General features: G+C 73.0%; 15 protein-coding genes. 9 read left to right on the top strand and 6 right to left on the bottom strand.

Annotated elements, in window-relative coordinates; genetic code table 11:
* Positions 1 to 8: 8 nt before the first annotated feature.
* On the bottom strand, positions 9 to 1,061 hold the full coding sequence (locus ACFWMZ_RS10215) for an alpha/beta fold hydrolase (protein WP_383181516.1): 1,053 nt from the start codon (positions 1,059 to 1,061) through the stop codon (positions 9 to 11).
* Between the two features lie 288 nt (positions 1,062 to 1,349).
* On the opposite strand from ACFWMZ_RS10215, the gene ACFWMZ_RS10210 reads away from it, so the two are divergent.
* The 4 genes from ACFWMZ_RS10210 (at position 1,350) to ACFWMZ_RS10195 (ending at position 3,480) form a co-directional block, all read left to right on the top strand.
* Entirely contained in the window at positions 1,350 to 1,583 is a 234-nt protein-coding gene (locus ACFWMZ_RS10210; RefSeq protein ID WP_383200691.1) for a hypothetical protein, read from the top strand.
* Positions 1,584 to 1,790: 207 nt separating this feature from the next.
* The gene (locus ACFWMZ_RS10205) at positions 1,791 to 2,432 is read left to right on the top strand and encodes a TetR/AcrR family transcriptional regulator (RefSeq protein WP_383181522.1); all 642 of its coding nucleotides are present in this window, start codon (positions 1,791 to 1,793) and stop codon (positions 2,430 to 2,432) included.
* Between the two features lie 142 nt (positions 2,433 to 2,574).
* Positions 2,575 to 2,805: a DUF3107 domain-containing protein gene (locus tag ACFWMZ_RS10200; RefSeq protein ID WP_383181525.1), complete on the top strand. Its 231-nt coding sequence runs from the start codon at positions 2,575 to 2,577 to the stop codon at positions 2,803 to 2,805.
* A gap of 399 nt (positions 2,806 to 3,204) precedes the next feature.
* Entirely contained in the window at positions 3,205 to 3,480 is a 276-nt protein-coding gene (locus ACFWMZ_RS10195) for a hypothetical protein (RefSeq protein ID WP_383181528.1), read from the top strand.
* A gap of 37 nt (positions 3,481 to 3,517) precedes the next feature.
* Here the strand turns inward: ACFWMZ_RS10195 and ACFWMZ_RS10190 are convergent, their stop codons facing one another.
* A complete protein-coding gene (locus ACFWMZ_RS10190) occupies positions 3,518 to 4,249 on the bottom strand; it encodes a ferritin-like fold-containing protein (protein WP_383181531.1) in 732 nt (243 codons plus the stop codon).
* Positions 4,250 to 4,815: 566 nt separating this feature from the next.
* Here ACFWMZ_RS10190 and ACFWMZ_RS10185 point away from each other — a divergent pair.
* Positions 4,816 to 6,750, top strand: coding sequence for a DEAD/DEAH box helicase (locus ACFWMZ_RS10185; RefSeq protein ID WP_383181622.1), 1,935 nt, complete (start codon positions 4,816 to 4,818; stop codon positions 6,748 to 6,750).
* 248 nt (positions 6,751 to 6,998) lie between these two features.
* A complete protein-coding gene (locus ACFWMZ_RS10180; protein WP_383181533.1) occupies positions 6,999 to 7,865 on the top strand; it encodes an alpha/beta fold hydrolase in 867 nt (288 codons plus the stop codon).
* Between the two features lie 9 nt (positions 7,866 to 7,874).
* Here the strand turns inward: ACFWMZ_RS10180 and ACFWMZ_RS10175 are convergent, their stop codons facing one another.
* Complete coding sequence (locus tag ACFWMZ_RS10175; RefSeq protein ID WP_383181536.1) at positions 7,875 to 8,789, bottom strand: NYN domain-containing protein; 915 nt, start codon at positions 8,787 to 8,789, stop codon at positions 7,875 to 7,877.
* Between the two features lie 336 nt (positions 8,790 to 9,125).
* Between ACFWMZ_RS10175 and ACFWMZ_RS10170 the strand changes: the two genes are divergently transcribed.
* Complete coding sequence (locus ACFWMZ_RS10170) at positions 9,126 to 9,263, top strand: hypothetical protein (RefSeq protein WP_383200717.1); 138 nt, start codon at positions 9,126 to 9,128, stop codon at positions 9,261 to 9,263.
* 119 nt (positions 9,264 to 9,382) lie between these two features.
* Here the strand turns inward: ACFWMZ_RS10170 and ACFWMZ_RS10165 are convergent, their stop codons facing one another.
* Entirely contained in the window at positions 9,383 to 9,988 is a 606-nt protein-coding gene (locus tag ACFWMZ_RS10165) for a MarC family protein (RefSeq protein WP_023417206.1), read from the bottom strand.
* 166 nt (positions 9,989 to 10,154) lie between these two features.
* The gene (locus ACFWMZ_RS10160) at positions 10,155 to 11,033 is read right to left on the bottom strand and encodes a PHP domain-containing protein (protein ID WP_383200688.1); all 879 of its coding nucleotides are present in this window, start codon (positions 11,031 to 11,033) and stop codon (positions 10,155 to 10,157) included.
* Between the two features lie 487 nt (positions 11,034 to 11,520).
* Here ACFWMZ_RS10160 and ACFWMZ_RS10155 point away from each other — a divergent pair, with 487 nt between their 5' ends.
* Positions 11,521 to 12,798 (top strand): MFS transporter, encoded by a 1,278-nt coding sequence (locus tag ACFWMZ_RS10155; protein WP_383181545.1) that lies wholly within the window; start codon positions 11,521 to 11,523, stop codon positions 12,796 to 12,798.
* Positions 12,799 to 12,880: 82 nt separating this feature from the next.
* Here ACFWMZ_RS10155 and ACFWMZ_RS10150 read toward each other — a convergent pair whose 3' ends face one another.
* The gene (locus ACFWMZ_RS10150) at positions 12,881 to 13,498 is read right to left on the bottom strand and encodes a suppressor of fused domain protein (RefSeq protein ID WP_383181548.1); all 618 of its coding nucleotides are present in this window, start codon (positions 13,496 to 13,498) and stop codon (positions 12,881 to 12,883) included.
* A gap of 568 nt (positions 13,499 to 14,066) precedes the next feature.
* On the opposite strand from ACFWMZ_RS10150, the gene ACFWMZ_RS10145 reads away from it, so the two are divergent.
* The gene (locus tag ACFWMZ_RS10145; RefSeq protein WP_383181551.1) at positions 14,067 to 15,182 is read left to right on the top strand and encodes a magnesium and cobalt transport protein CorA; all 1,116 of its coding nucleotides are present in this window, start codon (positions 14,067 to 14,069) and stop codon (positions 15,180 to 15,182) included.
* Positions 15,183 to 15,185 lie beyond the last annotated feature (3 nt).

The following is a 15,185-nucleotide window of genomic DNA, read 5'->3' as shown; positions in this document are numbered from 1 at the left end:
GCGCGGGTTCAGCTCCCCTGGCTCTGGTCGCCCGCGCCGTCGGCGGGCAACGCTTCGTCTGCGGTCGGGGCGGCGCACCCGGTGCTCCGGTGGGAGGCGGGTGGCAGGGTCTCCCCCGCGTCGGCGAGCAGTTCTCGTACGGCGGCCGCGACCTCGTCGGGATACTCCATCATGGCGACGTGCCCGGCGTCCGGGAGAGTCAGCAGCCGGGAGCCGCGGAAGGCGGTGGCGGCCCGGCGCGCCATCCGGTGGCCGACGAGCCGGTCGCGGCTGCCGTAGACCAGGAGGGTCGGGGCGAGGACGCGTTCGGCCACGCGCCACAGCCCGTGCTGGCCGCCGAGGGTGTACGCGTCGACGATGCCGCGGGCCGAGCGGACCATGGCGTCCCAGAAGTACGGCAGCGCCATCCGGCGCTCCATCTCCGCGACGGCGTTGCTGAATGCCTCCGGGGAGATCCGCGCCGGGTCGCCGTAGCAGAGGCCGAGGACGCCGCGGGTGCGCTGTTCCGCCGTCAGGTCCCGGGCCAGGCGGCCCAGCAGGGCGCCCATGCCGGGCAGCGCGAGCATGGCGGTGGGGACGGCGGAGCGCTGGACGCGCAGCTCGGGCAGGGCCGGGGAGACCAGGGTGAGGGTGCGCACCAGGTCGGGGCGGGCGGCGGCGACCCGGGTGGAGACGGCGCCGCCGAGCGAGTTGCCGATGAGGTGGACCGGGCCGCGTCCGGCCGCGTCGAGGTGGCGGATGACGGCGCGGGCGTGCGCGGTGATCGAGTAGTCGCCGTCGTCCGGCGGCGGGGAGTCGCCGAAGCCGGGCAGGTCCAGGGCCTCGCCGTCGACGGTGTCGGCCAGCAGCGGCATCAGGGCCGACCAGTTCTGCGAGGAGCCGCCGAGGCCGTGGACGTACAGGGCGGGCGGCAGGCCCTCGCGGGACGGCGGGCGCGAACGCACGGTCAGCGTGAGCCCGGACAGGCCCACTTGGCGCAGCCGCTCGCCCTCCTCGACGCGGACCGCGCTCACCTTGGGCAGGACGGCGCCGGTCACGTCGGGCAGGTCGGTCGAAGACATGCGGCAATGTTACGAGACGATCACACCACCGTTGGCGTGTTCGGAGTCACAGCATCCGGCGCGTCCCGCCTGCACGGGGCGGTGCCTACCCGGGGTGTGCGCACCGCCACGCAACGCTTCTGTTCGGAGCGGCTCGGCCGGGTACGCGCACCGCATCGCGTCACCCCGCCGACTCTCCTACGCTCGGAAGGCGGGGCGGGCGGCGGACGCGGCCGAGCGGTCCGCGTCCCGAGCGCCCGCCGGAGCCCTGGTGACGCGAGCCACGCACACGAGGAAAGGCGGTACCCCATGACGACCGACCCGACCGGCACCGGCCCGGACCGGCCCACCCCGGCGACCGAGGACGACCCGCTGCTGCGGGCCCCCGAGGGGGACGCGGCGGAGCAGCAGGCCTCGGTGGACCCTGACGACCCCGAGGGCGCCGAGGAGGCCCTGGCCGGGATCGACCCCAGCACCGCCAACGAGGCGGACGCCGTGGAGCAGCTCCTGGTGGTCGAGGAGGACGAGGACGACTACCGCTGAGCGCGGCGGGCCCGGCGAGCGGGCCCCGAGGACCCCGGAGGCTTCTTCGCGTATGTCCGCTTCAGCCGGGATTCCGGCTGGCCACCGACGGTTCCGGAAGCGCTCACTCCGTGAAATTCTGCGCTCGCACCGCGCACGCTCCGGTTACCGAAAAGTACGATGGCCGACGCGGCGCACACCGCACACGCAACGATCTTGGGAGGCGGCGTGACAGCCATCGAGCAGACAGAGGCAGCTCGTCCGCGGGGAACACGTCTGCCGCGCCGTGCCCGCAGGAACCAGCTCCTGGGCGCGGCCCAGGAGGTCTTCGTCGCGCAGGGGTACCACGCGGCGGCCATGGACGACATCGCCGAGCGCGCGGGCGTCAGCAAGCCGGTGCTCTACCAGCACTTCCCCGGCAAGCTCGACCTCTACCTGGCCCTGCTCGACCAGCACTGCGAGGCGCTCCTGCAGGCGGTCCAGACAGCCCTGTCGTCCACCTCGGACAACAAGCTGCGGGTCGCCGCGACGATGGACGCGTACTTCGCGTACGTCGAGGACGAGGGCGGCGCCTTCCGGCTGGTCTTCGAGTCGGACCTGACCAACGAGCCGTCGGTCCGCGAGCGCGTGGACAAGGTCACGCTCCAGTGCGCGGAGGCGATCAGCGCCGTCATCGCCGAGGACACCGGGCTGCCCAAGGAGGAGTCGATGCTGCTGGCCGTGGGTCTCGGCGGCTTCTCCCAGGTGGTGGCCCGCTACTGGCTCTCCAGCGCCAGCCCGGTCCCGCGCGACAAGGCGGTGCAGCTCCTCTCCTCGCTGGCCTGGCGCGGTATCGCCGGGTTCCCGAAACACAGCGAGCAGGGCGGCTGACGGCAGCCGTCTCCCCCGGCGTCCGCGCCCGCTGTTCGCTACCGGCGTTCGGCCGGGCGGGCCGCCGCCCGGCGCGACCGGGCTAATGTGGGCGCCAAGGGCGCACTTCGCGCACAACACCGACCCTCGGAGGGACATAGCCGTGGAGGTCAAGATCGGCGTGCAGCACGCGCCGCGCGAGATCGTTCTGGAGAGCGCGCAGACCGCCGAGGAGGTCGAGAGCTCCGTGACCGAGGCGCTCGCCGGCAAGGCGAAGCTGCTGTCCCTCACGGACGAGCACGGCCGTAAGGTCCTGGTCCCCGTGGACCGGATCGCCTACGTGGAGCTGGGCGAGCCGACCACCCGCCGGGTGGGCTTCAACGCCGCGCTGTAGGACATCAGGACTCCCCCCGGCCCGCCGGGACGTCCGCAAGGCCCGGAAGGGGCGCCTCCGCCACGGAGGCGCCCCTTCCGCGCCTCCGGGCCCGCCTCCACTCCCGGCGCGACCCCGTTTCGCACGGCCGTTCGACTGCTCCGTACGGATGGCACCGCGCGGGTACGCCGGAGAGGAGGCCGGCCCGGCCCCGCACCGGCTGGGCTCCTCGGCCGGCCCGCAGGACGGCCCCGAACCGAGGATTGGCTCCCGGACGGCCCGGGTAGGACCGGCTACGACCGATTTGTGGCGGACGGAACGGCCACGGGCCCGCCCGCCGACCGGCCCGGAGCGCGTCCTTCCGGACCGGTCGCCGCAAGGCGGAGACCCAAGGACGCGGAGCCCAGTGAGGGGGACCCAGTGATCGTGGAGACAGTCGGCGCCCTGGCCATCGGACTCGCCGTGGCGTGGCTCGCCCTGCGGCGGCTGCCGCACCGGCTCCCCACCCCGCGCCTGGTCGGCCCGACCGGCGCCGCGGGCGGCCTGCTCGGCGCCTTCGTCACGCACACCGCGCTCGACGGCGCCCAGCCCCTGGTCGTCCTCGGCGGCGCGCTCGTCATGGCGGCCGCGCTGCTGTCGCTGCTGGTACGGCCCGCGCAGCGGCGGCAGGTCAGGCGGACCGCCCGGCCCGCCTGACCGCATGCCCGCGGGCCGGGTGCCGGGTGCCGGTGGGTCAGGAGGCGAGGCCGAGCGCGGCCATCCGCTTGGTGTGGGCCTCGGTGATCCGGGAGAACATCCGGCCCACCTCGGCGAGGTCGAAGCCGTCGGCGAGGCCGCCGACGAGCATGGTGGAGAGGGCGTCGCGCTCGGCGACGACCCGCTGCGCCTGCGACAGCGCCTCCCCCATCAGCCGCCGTGCCCACAACGCGAGCCGCCCGCCGACACGGGGGTCCTCCTCGATGGCGGCCCGCACCTTGCCGACCGCGAACTCCGCGTGGCCGGTGTCGTCGAGCACCTCCAGGACCAGGTCGCGGGTGTCGGTGTCGAGCCGGACCGCCACCTCCCGGTAGAAGTCGCTGGCGATGGCGTCGCCGACGTACGCCTTGACCAGGCCCTCCAGCCAGTCCGACGGCGCGGTCTGCCGGTGGAAGCCGTCGAGGGCGGCGGCGAACGGGTCCATGGCCGCGGTCGGCTCGACGTCGATCGCGGTGAGGCGGTCGCGCAACTTCTCGAAGTGGTGGAACTCGGCGGACGCCATCTTCGCCAGCTCCGCCTTGTCGGCCACGGTGGGCGCCAGCTTGGCGTCCTCGGCGAGCCGCTCGAAGGCGGCCAGCTCGCCGTAGGCGAGCGCTCCGAGCAGATCGACGACGGCGGCCCGGTACTGGGGCTCGGCGGCGGCCGTCCGCCAGTTCTGGGCGGCGATGCCCGTGGGCGTCTCGGCTGCGGGTGTGTCGGGCGTCTCCATCAGTCTCCTAGCGAGGCCACCGGCGCGGGCCGGCCGCGGCCGGTCCCGGCCGGTCCGGGACGCGCTGTCCCGGTCGGTCGGTCTGTCCCCGCGAGGGCGCGGGTGCGGGGCTGGGACCGCTCCCTCCGGGCGGGCGGCGCCTTCCTCCCGGCGGGCGGGACGACGGAGCCACCGGACCGCACAATAGCCCGGTACGCCGGGGCCGCAGGGAGCGGTCGCGGGCTGTGAGACGGGCTACGTCATCAATTCGCCCAACACGTATGCGCGAATCCGGGGTACAGTGGTAATGCGCCTGTCGAATATTCGGCGGGCCGTATGAATGAGGATGCCCGGTCGGTGGCCCGATCGGCTCCGACCCGACAGCCCTCCGGCGCCGGACCGTGCGGTGATCAGCACTGATCGCACACGCGCGGACGACGTGCGGCGGGACCCTCAGCGGCACGATCGCTCGAGCGTCGGCTGTGGTCCCGTGCCACCCGGCCCGCCTTATTCGCGGCCGGCGGTAACGGCACGGTCAAGATCCCCGCGTTCGCCTCGTACCGCGTCTCACAGAAGAGGCCAGCGCCCTGACTACCTTTCGAGAACTCGGAATCCTTTCCGAGACCGCCGAGGCCCTCGAAGCCGTCGGCATCACCAATCCCTTTCCCATCCAGGAGCTGACGCTGCCGGTCGCCCTCTCGGGCACCGACGTCATCGGCCAGGCCAAGACCGGCACGGGCAAGACCCTCGGTTTCGGCCTCCCCCTGCTGGAGCGCGTCACCGTCGCCGCCGACGTCGAGGCGGGCCGGGCCAAGCCCGAGCAGCTCACCAACGCGCCGCAGGCCCTCGTCGTCGTCCCGACCCGTGAGCTGTGCCAGCAGGTGACCAACGACCTGCTGACCGCGGGCAAGGTGCGCAACGTCCGCGTCCTCGCCATATACGGCGGCCGCGCCTACGAGCCCCAGGTGGAGGCGCTCAACAAGGGCGTCGACGTCATCGTCGGCACCCCCGGCCGCCTCCTCGACCTCGCCGGTCAGCGCAAGCTCGACCTCGGTCACATCAAGTCCCTCGTCCTGGACGAGGCCGACGAGATGCTCGACCTGGGCTTCCTGCCCGACGTCGAGCGCATCGTCACGATGCTTCCGGCCAAGCGCCAGACCATGCTGTTCTCGGCGACCATGCCGGGCGCGGTCATCGGCCTCGCCCGCCGGTACATGACGCAGCCCACGCACATCCGCGCCACCTCGCCGGACGACGAGGGCGCCACCGTCGCCAACATCGCGCAGCACGTCTTCCGCGCCCACTCCATGGACAAGCCGGAGCTGGTCTCCCGCATCCTCCAGGCCGAGGGCCGGGGCCTGGCGATGATCTTCTGCCGGACCAAGCGGACCGCCGCCGACATCGCCGAGCAGCTCCAGCGCCGCGGCTTCGCCTCCGGCGCGGTCCACGGCGACCTCGGCCAGGGCGCTCGCGAGCAGGCGCTGCGCGCCTTCCGCAACGGCAAGGTCGACGTCCTGGTCTGCACCGACGTCGCCGCCCGCGGCATCGACGTCGAGGGTGTGACGCACGTCGTCAACTACCAGACGCCCGAGGACGAGAAGACCTACCTGCACCGGATCGGCCGCACCGGCCGCGCCGGGCGCACCGGCATCGCGATCACGCTGGTCGACTGGGACGACATCCCGCGCTGGCAGTTGATCAACAAGGCGCTCGACCTGACCTTCCACGACCCGGTCGAGACCTACTCCACCTCCCCGCACCTCTACGAGGAACTGCGCATCCCGCAGGGCACCAAGGGCACCCTCCCCCGCGGTGAGCGCACCCGGGCCGGGCTGGCCGCCGAAGAGGTCGAGGACCTCGGCGAGACCGGCGGGCGGGGCGCCCGTGGTGGCCGCGCCGACGGGCGCCGCGGCAAGAGCGGTGGCCGCTCCGAGGGGCGCGAGGAGCGTCAGGAGGAGCGGAGCGAGCCGGGCGAGCGTCCGGCCCGCCAGCCGCGCCGCCGGCGCCGGACCCGTTCCGGTGAGCCGATGGCCGCCGAGGCCGCGGCTCCAGCGAAGGCTGCGGAGGCCGGGGCTCCGGCCAAGGCTGAGGAGGCCGTCGCCGTCTCGGAGACCGTCGAGGCTCCGGCCGAGGCGCGCGCCCCGCGCCGCCGCCGCCGGACCCGCGTCGCGGATCAGGAGCCGCTCGCCTTCCAGACCGTCGAGACCGCTGCGGCGGGCGCCGCTGCGGGTGAGGGCGCTGTCGAGGCCGAGGCCGAGGCGGCTCCGCGCACGCCGCGCCGCCGGACCCGTAAGGCCGCCACCGCGGCCGAGGCGGAGGTTCCCGCGCAGGGGCCCGCTGCCGAACACGCCTCGGAGAGCGCCGAGGCCGCGCCGGCCAAGCCGCGCCGTCGGACCCGTAAGGCCGCCACGGCCGAACAGGGGGCGGACGCCGACGGGGCCGCTGCCGGCGAGGCTGCTCCCCGGGCGCCGCGGCGTCGGACGCGGAAGGTCGCGCAGGCGGCTCCGGTGGAGGCTGAGTAGTTGCCGGTTCCTACCGGTCCGACGGCCCGGGTCCCCTGTGGGGGTCCGGGCCGTCGGCGTGTTCGGGTGATCTGCCGTGCCGGTCGGTTCGGCCTCAAGCGCCGGCCGGGCTGTCTTTTGGCTCAGCGCCGCTCGACCGTGCCGGTCACAGACTGCCTCAAACGCCGGCCGGGCTGGAGATTGGCTGGGCGGTGCTCGATCGTTGCCTCGGCGTTCGGGGGTGTGGGGGAGGGGGTTAGCCTGCGGGCATGAGTAAGCCGCCTACGTTTGTTCCGCCCGCGTGTGCTCGTGCCGAGAGGCTGGTGACGGGGCGTGGGGAGTTCGCCGTGCTGGATGCGCGGCCTGCGGGGGTGGCGCGGGGGACGGCGCTGCTGGTGCCCGGGTACACCGGCAGCAAGGAGGACTTCATCGCGTTGCTGGAGCCGCTCGCGGAGGCGGGGTTCCGGGTGGTCGCGGTGGACGGGCGGGGGCAGTACGAGACGCCGGGGCCGGACGACGAGGGGGCGTACGCCCGGCCTGAGCTGGCGTTGGACCTGCTGGCGCAGGCGGCGGCGGTGCGCGGGCGCGGGCGGGTGCATCTGCTGGGGCATTCGCTGGGCGGCCAGATCGCGCGGGCGGCGGTGCTGCGGGACGCGGAGCCGTTCTGCTCGCTGACGCTGCTCTCCTCCGGCCCCGCCGAGGTCTCCGAGGAGCAGCAGCAGCGCATCACCCTGCTGACGGCGGCGATGGCCGCGATGGAGATGGGGCAGGTCTGGGACGCGATCCAGGCGCTGGCCACCCCGGAGGACCTCGCCGAGCCGGACGAGGACGAGGTGCGGGCCGAGGCGGCGCTGCGGGCCCGCTGGCTGAAGCACTCCCCCGCGCAGCTCACGGCGACCGGCCGCCAGTTGCGGACCGAACCGGACCTGGTGGCGGAGCTGGCGGCGTGCGGGGTGCCGACGCAGGTGGTCTCCGGCGAGCGGGACGACACCTGGCCGGTGGAGCTGATGGACGACATGGCGCGGCGGCTGGCGACGGAGCGCGTGGTGATCCCGGGCGCCGAGCACTCCCCCAACACCGACAACCCGGGGGAGACGGCGCGCGCCCTGGCCGGTTTCTGGAACGCCCACGGGTAGTGGTTCCGGTCAGTACTGGGTGCGCAGGTGCTCCCAGAAACCGTCGCGCAGGGCCCGGCGGAGGTCGGACTGGCCGCGCAGGGAGTACGCGAGCCGGCGTTCCGCCTCGACGAGGAGGGCCTGGTCGTCGGCGGCGGGCAGGTAGGGGTGGCCGGGAAGCAGGTCGATGAGGGCCGTGCGGCCGCGCTCGGCGAGCCACTGGGCGGCGATGCGGGCGCCCGTGAAGCGCACATCGTCGCGGCCGGGGCGGGGGGTACCGGCGGCGTCGTACGACGGGGTGGTGGCGCGGCGCGTCAGGTACGGCTGGAAGAAGGTGAGGTCGAGGGTGCGCTGGGTGTCGACCTCCCACAGGAGCGGGTCGGCCTGGTTGCGGCCCTCGGTGGCCTCGATGCCCCAGAGGTGGACGCGGGCGCCGTGGCCCTGGGCCGACTCGACGGCGGAGACCAGGTCCTCGTCGCCGCCGATGAGGACGGCGTCGCTGATGGCACGGTGGCGGGCCAGTGATTCGAGGTCGCCGCGGATGAGGGAGTCGACGCCCTTCTGCTGGTTGTTGGCGTTGAGGTTGCCGAGGCGGACCTTGACGTCGGGGAGGGCGGCGATGGCGAGCTGTTCGGCGGTGTGGATGCGGCGGCGGGCGCCGTCGTACCAGTAGACGCGGAGCAGGCGGCTGTCGGCGAAGATCTGGCGGGCCCGGTCGATGAGGGCGTCGATGAGTCCCTCGGCGTCGAGGTCGAAGGCGCCGCGCTCCTCGGTCCCGGTGACCAGGCGTCCGGCGGCGGCGTAGAGGTATCCGGCGTCGACGAAGACGGCGTGGGTGGAGGGGGTCTTCGCCACCTCCGCCAGCATGCGTTCCAGGAGTTCGTTGGTGCGGTCGATGCGGGCGTGGAGCGCGGTCAGGTCGTTCAGGTCGTCGTCGTTCAGCACCGGCCCATTGTCGCTGCCCGGGACGAGGGCGAGGACCGGCCGGGTGCCAAGTACACACCCATCAGTAATTAGATACGCGAAATTTTTCGTTAGCGTAGGGAATGTTCTCGGGCGCGAGGCCGTTGAACGCCTCGGAGCCCCGCCCCGCGAGGCGCCCCGTGCGTCGCGCACCAGGTGCCGCCCGCGAGGTCCGGCGGGCTCCACCAGTCACTGGCTCTTGACGGCCAGGCAACGCCCTGGCAACAGAACGGGACAAGACTGACATCTCGTACCACGCGTTCCCCGGCGCCCCAGCCGGAGGACCGACGAAGGGAGAAGCATTTGCGCTTCGAGATCATGCGACTCGACGACGTCAACGGCACGGCGCTGGAGAGCACCGTGGTGGACGCCGACTCCGTGAACCGGATCGTTCAGCAGGCCGCAGCGATCGGCCAGCGCCTCTACATCCGCCCGGCGGAAGCCGCCGCCTCGTAACACCGCCCCGGAGTTCCCGCTTCCGCCCCGGGGCACCCGGACGGCCGCAGCGGCGCCACATACGCGAAAGCCTCCGCACCGAAACCGTCGGTGCGGAGGCTTTCGCGTACGCGGCCGGATCAGGCGCCCTGGACGACCTGGGTGACGCCGTTGATGATCTGCTGGACGGCGAGGGCGGAGAGCATCATGCCGGCCAGCCGGGTCACCAGGACCACACCGCCGTCCTTGATGACGCGGATGATCAGCAGGGAGTACCGCATCGTCAGCCAGAGCACGACGTGCATGGCGACGATGGCGGCCCAGACGGAGACCTGCGCCGAGGCGCCGTCGGCGTCCTGGACGGCGAGGATCACCGAGACGATGGCGCCGGGTCCGGCCAGCAGGGGCATGCCCAGCGGGACGAGGGCGACGTTGACGTCCTTGGTCTGCTGCGGCTCCTCGGTCTTGCCGGTGAGCAGGTCGAGCGCGATGAGCAGCAGCAGGAGGCCACCGGCGATCATCAGCGCCGGTACGGAGACGTGCAGGTAGGCGAGGATCTGGTGGCCCAGCACGCCGAAGACGGCGATGACGCCGAAGGCGACGCAGACGGCCTGGAAGGCCATCTTCCGCTGGACCTTGGCCGGGCGTCCGGCGGTGAGCGCCAGGAAGATCGGCATGATCCCCGGCGGGTCCATGATCACGAAGAGGGTGACGAAGAGGGAGGCGAATACGGCGACGTCGAACACAGGGGGGCCTTGACTTGCTCAGGGGCGGACACGGCGGCACGGTGCGGCCGCCGCGGTCCGCGGGGGGACGTACGGAAGGAGGGGGCGCCCGGGACCGCCGTACGGCGGCGGGCAGGGGGAGGCGCGGGACGCCGCGAGGGCGCCGGGTCGGCCGAGGGCCGGCCGGTCAGCCGCGCGGGTGTCCACCCGCGCCGGGGACGGGGAAGGCTCCCGTGGCGCGACGGGTGATCTCGCCGTAGATCTCGGGGTCGGTGGTGTGGGCGCCGAGGGCGATGTCCTTGCGGGTGCCGTGGTAGTCGCTGGAGCCGGTGGCGAGCAGGCCGAGTTCTGCGGCGAGGGCGCGCACCCGGGCGCGGTCGGCGGCGTCGTGCTCGGCGTGGTCGGCCTCGATGCCGTCGAGCCCGGCCTCGGCGAGGCGGGCCACCGCCTTCTCGGGCACCACGTGGCCGCGCTTGACGGCGAACGGGTGGGCGAGGACGGTGACGCCTCCGGCGGCCTTGACCAGGCGGACGGCGTCGAACGGGTCCAGCTCGTGCTTGGGGGCGTACGCCCGGCCGCCGTCGGCCAGCCACTCCTCGGTGAAGGCGTCCGAGACGGAGGCGACGACGCCCAGCTCGACCAGGGCCTCCGCGATGTGCGGGCGGCCGACCGAGCCGTCCCCGGCGATCCGGGCCACCCGCTCCCAGCTCACGTCGACGCCGAGGGCGCGCAGCTTGTCGACCATGGCGCGGGCACGCGGCACACGGTCGTCGCGGACCAGCTCGCGCTGGCGCAGGAGTTCCGGTTCGGCGGGGTCGAAGAGGTAGGCCAGCATGTGCACGCCGACCGTGCCCTCAGGGCCGGTCAGGCGGCAGGAGAGTTCGGCCCCGGGCACGAGGGTGAGGCCCTCGGGAAGCGCGGCCGCCGCCTCGGCGTGGCCACGCGTCGTGTCGTGATCGGTGAGCGCGACGACGTCCAGCCCCTGGGCGGCGGCCGCGCGCACCAGGGCCGCGGGGGTGTCCGTACCGTCCGACGCCGTGGAGTGGGTGTGCAGGTCGATGCGCACGACGCGGTACTCCAGACAGACGTGGGGGCGGACACTCTTCTACGGGCCGTACGCCTGTACGGCCCGTAGAAGAGGATAACGGGACGCGACAGGGCAAGCCGACACACGCTGCACCGGGCTACCGAGTACGACCCGGACCCGACCCCCACGCCGCTACAGACTGACCTCGATCGCCGCCCCCTCTCGCCCCCCCTTAGCCCGGCCGGCATTTGAGGCCACCCACCCAAGCCCGGCGCCCGAGCCCGGCCGACGATCGAGGCCACCCGTTCAAGCCCGGCCGACGCTTGAGGCCACCCCACGTAAGCCCGGCCGGCGCTTGAGGCCACCCCACGTAAGCCCGGCCGGCGCTTGAGGCCACCCCACCTGAGCCCGGCCGACGCTTGAGGCCACAGCAAGTAGATGTAACTTGCACTAATTAGCACGCCTAACTTACCGTGGTCGCAGACCAGATCACCCCCGGAGCTTCCGCCAGGAAGAAGGAGCTCTCATGCGCAGCAAGAACGCGAGCGGTGCGCACCCCACCGCGCCCCCGGGCCCGGACCCCCTCACCCCCGGCACGGAGCGCCCCTCCTTGCTGCGTCAGCCGATGGCGGTCTGGGCGACGGCCGGGGCCTCGGTCGTGGCCTTCATGGGGATCGGGCTCGTCGACCCGATCCTGCCGTCGATCGCCCAGGGGCTGAACGCCAGCGCCTCCGAGGTGTCGCTGCTGTTCACCTCGTACTTCCTGATCACCGCCGTGGCGATGCTGGTCACCGGCTTCGTCTCCAGCCGGATAGGCGGGCGGAGGACGCTGCTGCTGGGACTCGCCCTGGTGGTGGTCTTCGCCGCGCTCTCCGGCACCTCCGACTCGGTCGGCGAACTGGTCGGCTTCCGCGCCGGATGGGGGCTGGGCAACGCCCTTTTCGTCTCGACCTCGCTCGCCGTGATCGTCGGCGCGGCGGCGGGCGGCAGCGCCGCGGCGATCCTGCTCTACGAGTCGGCGCTCGGCCTCGGCATGGCCTGCGGCCCGCTGCTCGGAGCCGTCCTCGGCGACGCGAGCTGGCGCTACCCGTTCTTCGGCACGGCCGCCCTGATGGCCATCGGCTTCCTCGCCATCACGGCCCTGCTGAAGGAGCAGCCGAAGCCCGCGCGCAGGACGACCTTGCTGGATCCGCTGAAGGCGCTCGGCCACGGCGGACTCGCCTCGGTCGCCGCCTCTGCGTTCTTCTACAACTACACGTTCTTCACGGTGCTGGCCTTCACCCCGTTCGTGCTGGACATGACGCCCTACAAGTCCGGCGCCGTCTTCTTCGCCTGGGGCCTGCTGCTGGCGGTCTTCTCCGTACTGGTCGCCCCGCGCCTCCAGCGGCGGTTCGGCTCGCTGAAGGTGCTGGGCGGCTCGCTGCTGCTGCTCGCCGTGGACGTTCTCGTGCTCGGCTACGGCAACCACACCGTGGCCGTGGTCTGCACCGTCCTCGCCGGTGCCTTCATCGGCGTCAACAACACCGTCTACACCGAGCTGGCACTGGGCGTCTCGGACGCGCCGCGGCCGGTGGCGAGCGCCGGGTACAACTTCGTGCGCTGGTTCGCGGCGGCGGCCGCCCCTTTCTTCGCCCCGAAGATCGAGGAGTGGACCAACGTGCACATCCCCTTCGTGGTGGCGGCGGTCACCGCCGTCCTCGGCGCCGGCGTCGTCCTGGTACGCCGCCGGGCGCTGACCGAGGAGGTTGTCGAGGAGGAGCCGCGCCACGCCGTCGAGGACGGGGTCGCCGTCTTCGCCGAGTAGATGCCGCACCGTGGCGACAGCACGGCGGGCCGTCCTCCGTGGGGGGGTGGGCGGCCCGCCGCGTACGTGTGTGAGGGGGCCCCTAGTCGAGCGGGACCGAGGTGCGGTGCGGGTCGCGCAGGTCGGTCTCGTGGGTCAGCCACCGCTCCTGGAGTGCCTGCGCGCCGTGGACCCGCTTCCAGGCGGCCTCGTTGGGCGTCATCGGCAGCAGCGGCAGGAAGCGGACCGGCTCCATCGGCGCGTCCAGCTCCAGGTCCTCCACCAGCCCGCCCGGCTCGGCGACCAGTACGGAGCTGAAGGGCGCCCCCGGCCACAGCGGCTCGCCCACGTCCAGCGAGGCGCCGGGAGCCACGATCACCCCTTCCACCTGCGGGGAGGCGGCCAGCACGGCCAGCGGGCGGAGCACCTTGTCGGTGTCGGCCACTCCGGCCTGCACGGTCAGCACCAGCTCGGCGCGCGGTCCCTTCACCGGGTCGGCCAGGGTCGCCGTGGGGTCGGCCATCGGCTGGGCCGCCATGCCGAGGGTGGCGTACCGCACCAGCGGCCGGTCGGCTTCGGCGGCGGGTCCGGAGGCCTGGGCGTCGAGGAAGCGGAGCACCTCGACGCGGTCGGTGCCGAGGAAGGTGATCGCGGCGCGAGCGTCCGGTTCGCCGAGCGCGCTGCGCAGCCGGGCCTCGACCAGCGGGAGTACATCAGCCATGCCGCGACCTTAACCGGCACCCCCGCACGGCCCCGGAGCGGGAGGAGCCGCGGGGACGGGTTCGGCCGGGTGGCGGAACCGCGTACGTGAGGCGGGCCACAGGCGTGAAGTGGCGCGTATGGAACAGGCAAAGTGGGACTTGACACGGTGACCTGCTGCTAGTCTTGGCCGCCGGTCAGGGCAGCGCGCCGAGCGCGCTTTCTCGCCCGACATCGTCATCCCTCAAGGGGGACCGGCCGGAGGAGGTGGGGCTGTCATGGATCGAAGTCGACCGTGCAGTACGACCCGCCCTTCCCTCCGGCGGCAACGTCGCCGCCGCTAGCTGCTCTCCGCGGAACCGAAGCCGAACTACCCGGGCCAGGCCCGGTCAAACCTCTCGGCTTTCCCTCTGCGCGGCTCGACGGAAGGGCTTCAGGCACCCAGCCCTTTTCCCGTACAGCCGCGTTGGCCGCCAGCATGCCGGTGCGGTGCTCCCCGCTTTGCGGATGAGCCGGCCGCCCTGGTCCGGACGTCCCCATTCCGGGTAGTTCCACCCGTCGGCGGCGGCCCCGTCGCAAGGAGCCAGCCCATGTCGATGATCCGTGACCTGCGCGCAGCCGTCCGGCCCTCACTGCGCAAGGCCAGCCCGTCCGGCGCCACCTATGACGCCACCCGTTCCGCCTCCACCCACTCCGCCGTGGTGGACTGCGCCGTCTACCGGGACGGCCGCCGCCTGATCCACGAGGAGCCGCTCACGCCGCACGAGGCGATGCTGCGGGTCCGCCGCGGCGGCGGCTTCGCCTGGATCGGCCTGCACGAGCCGACCGAGGAGGAATTCGCCGGGATCGCCGCCGAGTTCGGGCTGCACCCGCTCGCGGTGGAGGACGCCGTCCACGCCCACCAGCGGCCGAAGCTGGAGCGGTACGACGACACCCTGTTCACCGTCTTCAAGACCATCCACTACGTCGACCACGCCGAACTCACCGCCACCAGCGAGGTGGTGGAGACCGGCGAGGTGATGTGCTTCACCGGCCGGGACTTCTTCATCACCGTCCGGCACGGCGGCCAGGGCTCGCTGCGGGCGCTCCGCCGCCGCCTCCAGGAGGACCCGGAGCTGCTGGCGAAGGGCCCCTCGGCGGTGCTGCACGCCATAGCGGACCACATCGTCGACGGCTACCTCGCGGTGGCCGACGCGATGCAGGACGACATCGACGAGGTGGAGACGGAGGTCTTCACGGCGCCGGGCAAGGGCACCTCGCGCGGCGTCGACGCCGGCCGCATCTACCAGCTCAAGCGGGAGGTGCTGGAGTTCAAGCGGGCGGTGGCGCCGCTGTCGCGGCCGCTGCAACTGCTCAGCGAGCGGCCGATGCGGTTGATCGACCCGGACATCCAGAAGTACTTCCGCGACGTCGCCGACCACCTCACCCGGGTCCAGGAGCACGTCCTCGGCTTCGACGAACTCCTCAACTCGATCCTCCAGGCCAACCTGGCGCAGGCCACCCTCGCCCAGAACGCGGACATGCGGAAGATCACCTCGTGGGCGGCGATCATCGCCGTCCCCACGATGATCTGCGGCGTCTACGGCATGAACTTCGAGTACATGCCCGAGGTCGAGTGGAAGTTCGGCTATCCGCTGGTGCTCGGCGTGATCTTCGGGACCTGTGTCGCCATCCACCGCACGCTGAAGCGGAACGGCTGGCTCTGAGCG

The organism is Streptomyces sp. NPDC058373 (assembly GCF_042723275.1).
In the GTDB taxonomy this organism is placed as follows: domain Bacteria; phylum Actinomycetota; class Actinomycetes; order Streptomycetales; family Streptomycetaceae; genus Streptomyces.
This window is presented reverse-complemented; position numbering and strand designations above follow the sequence as displayed.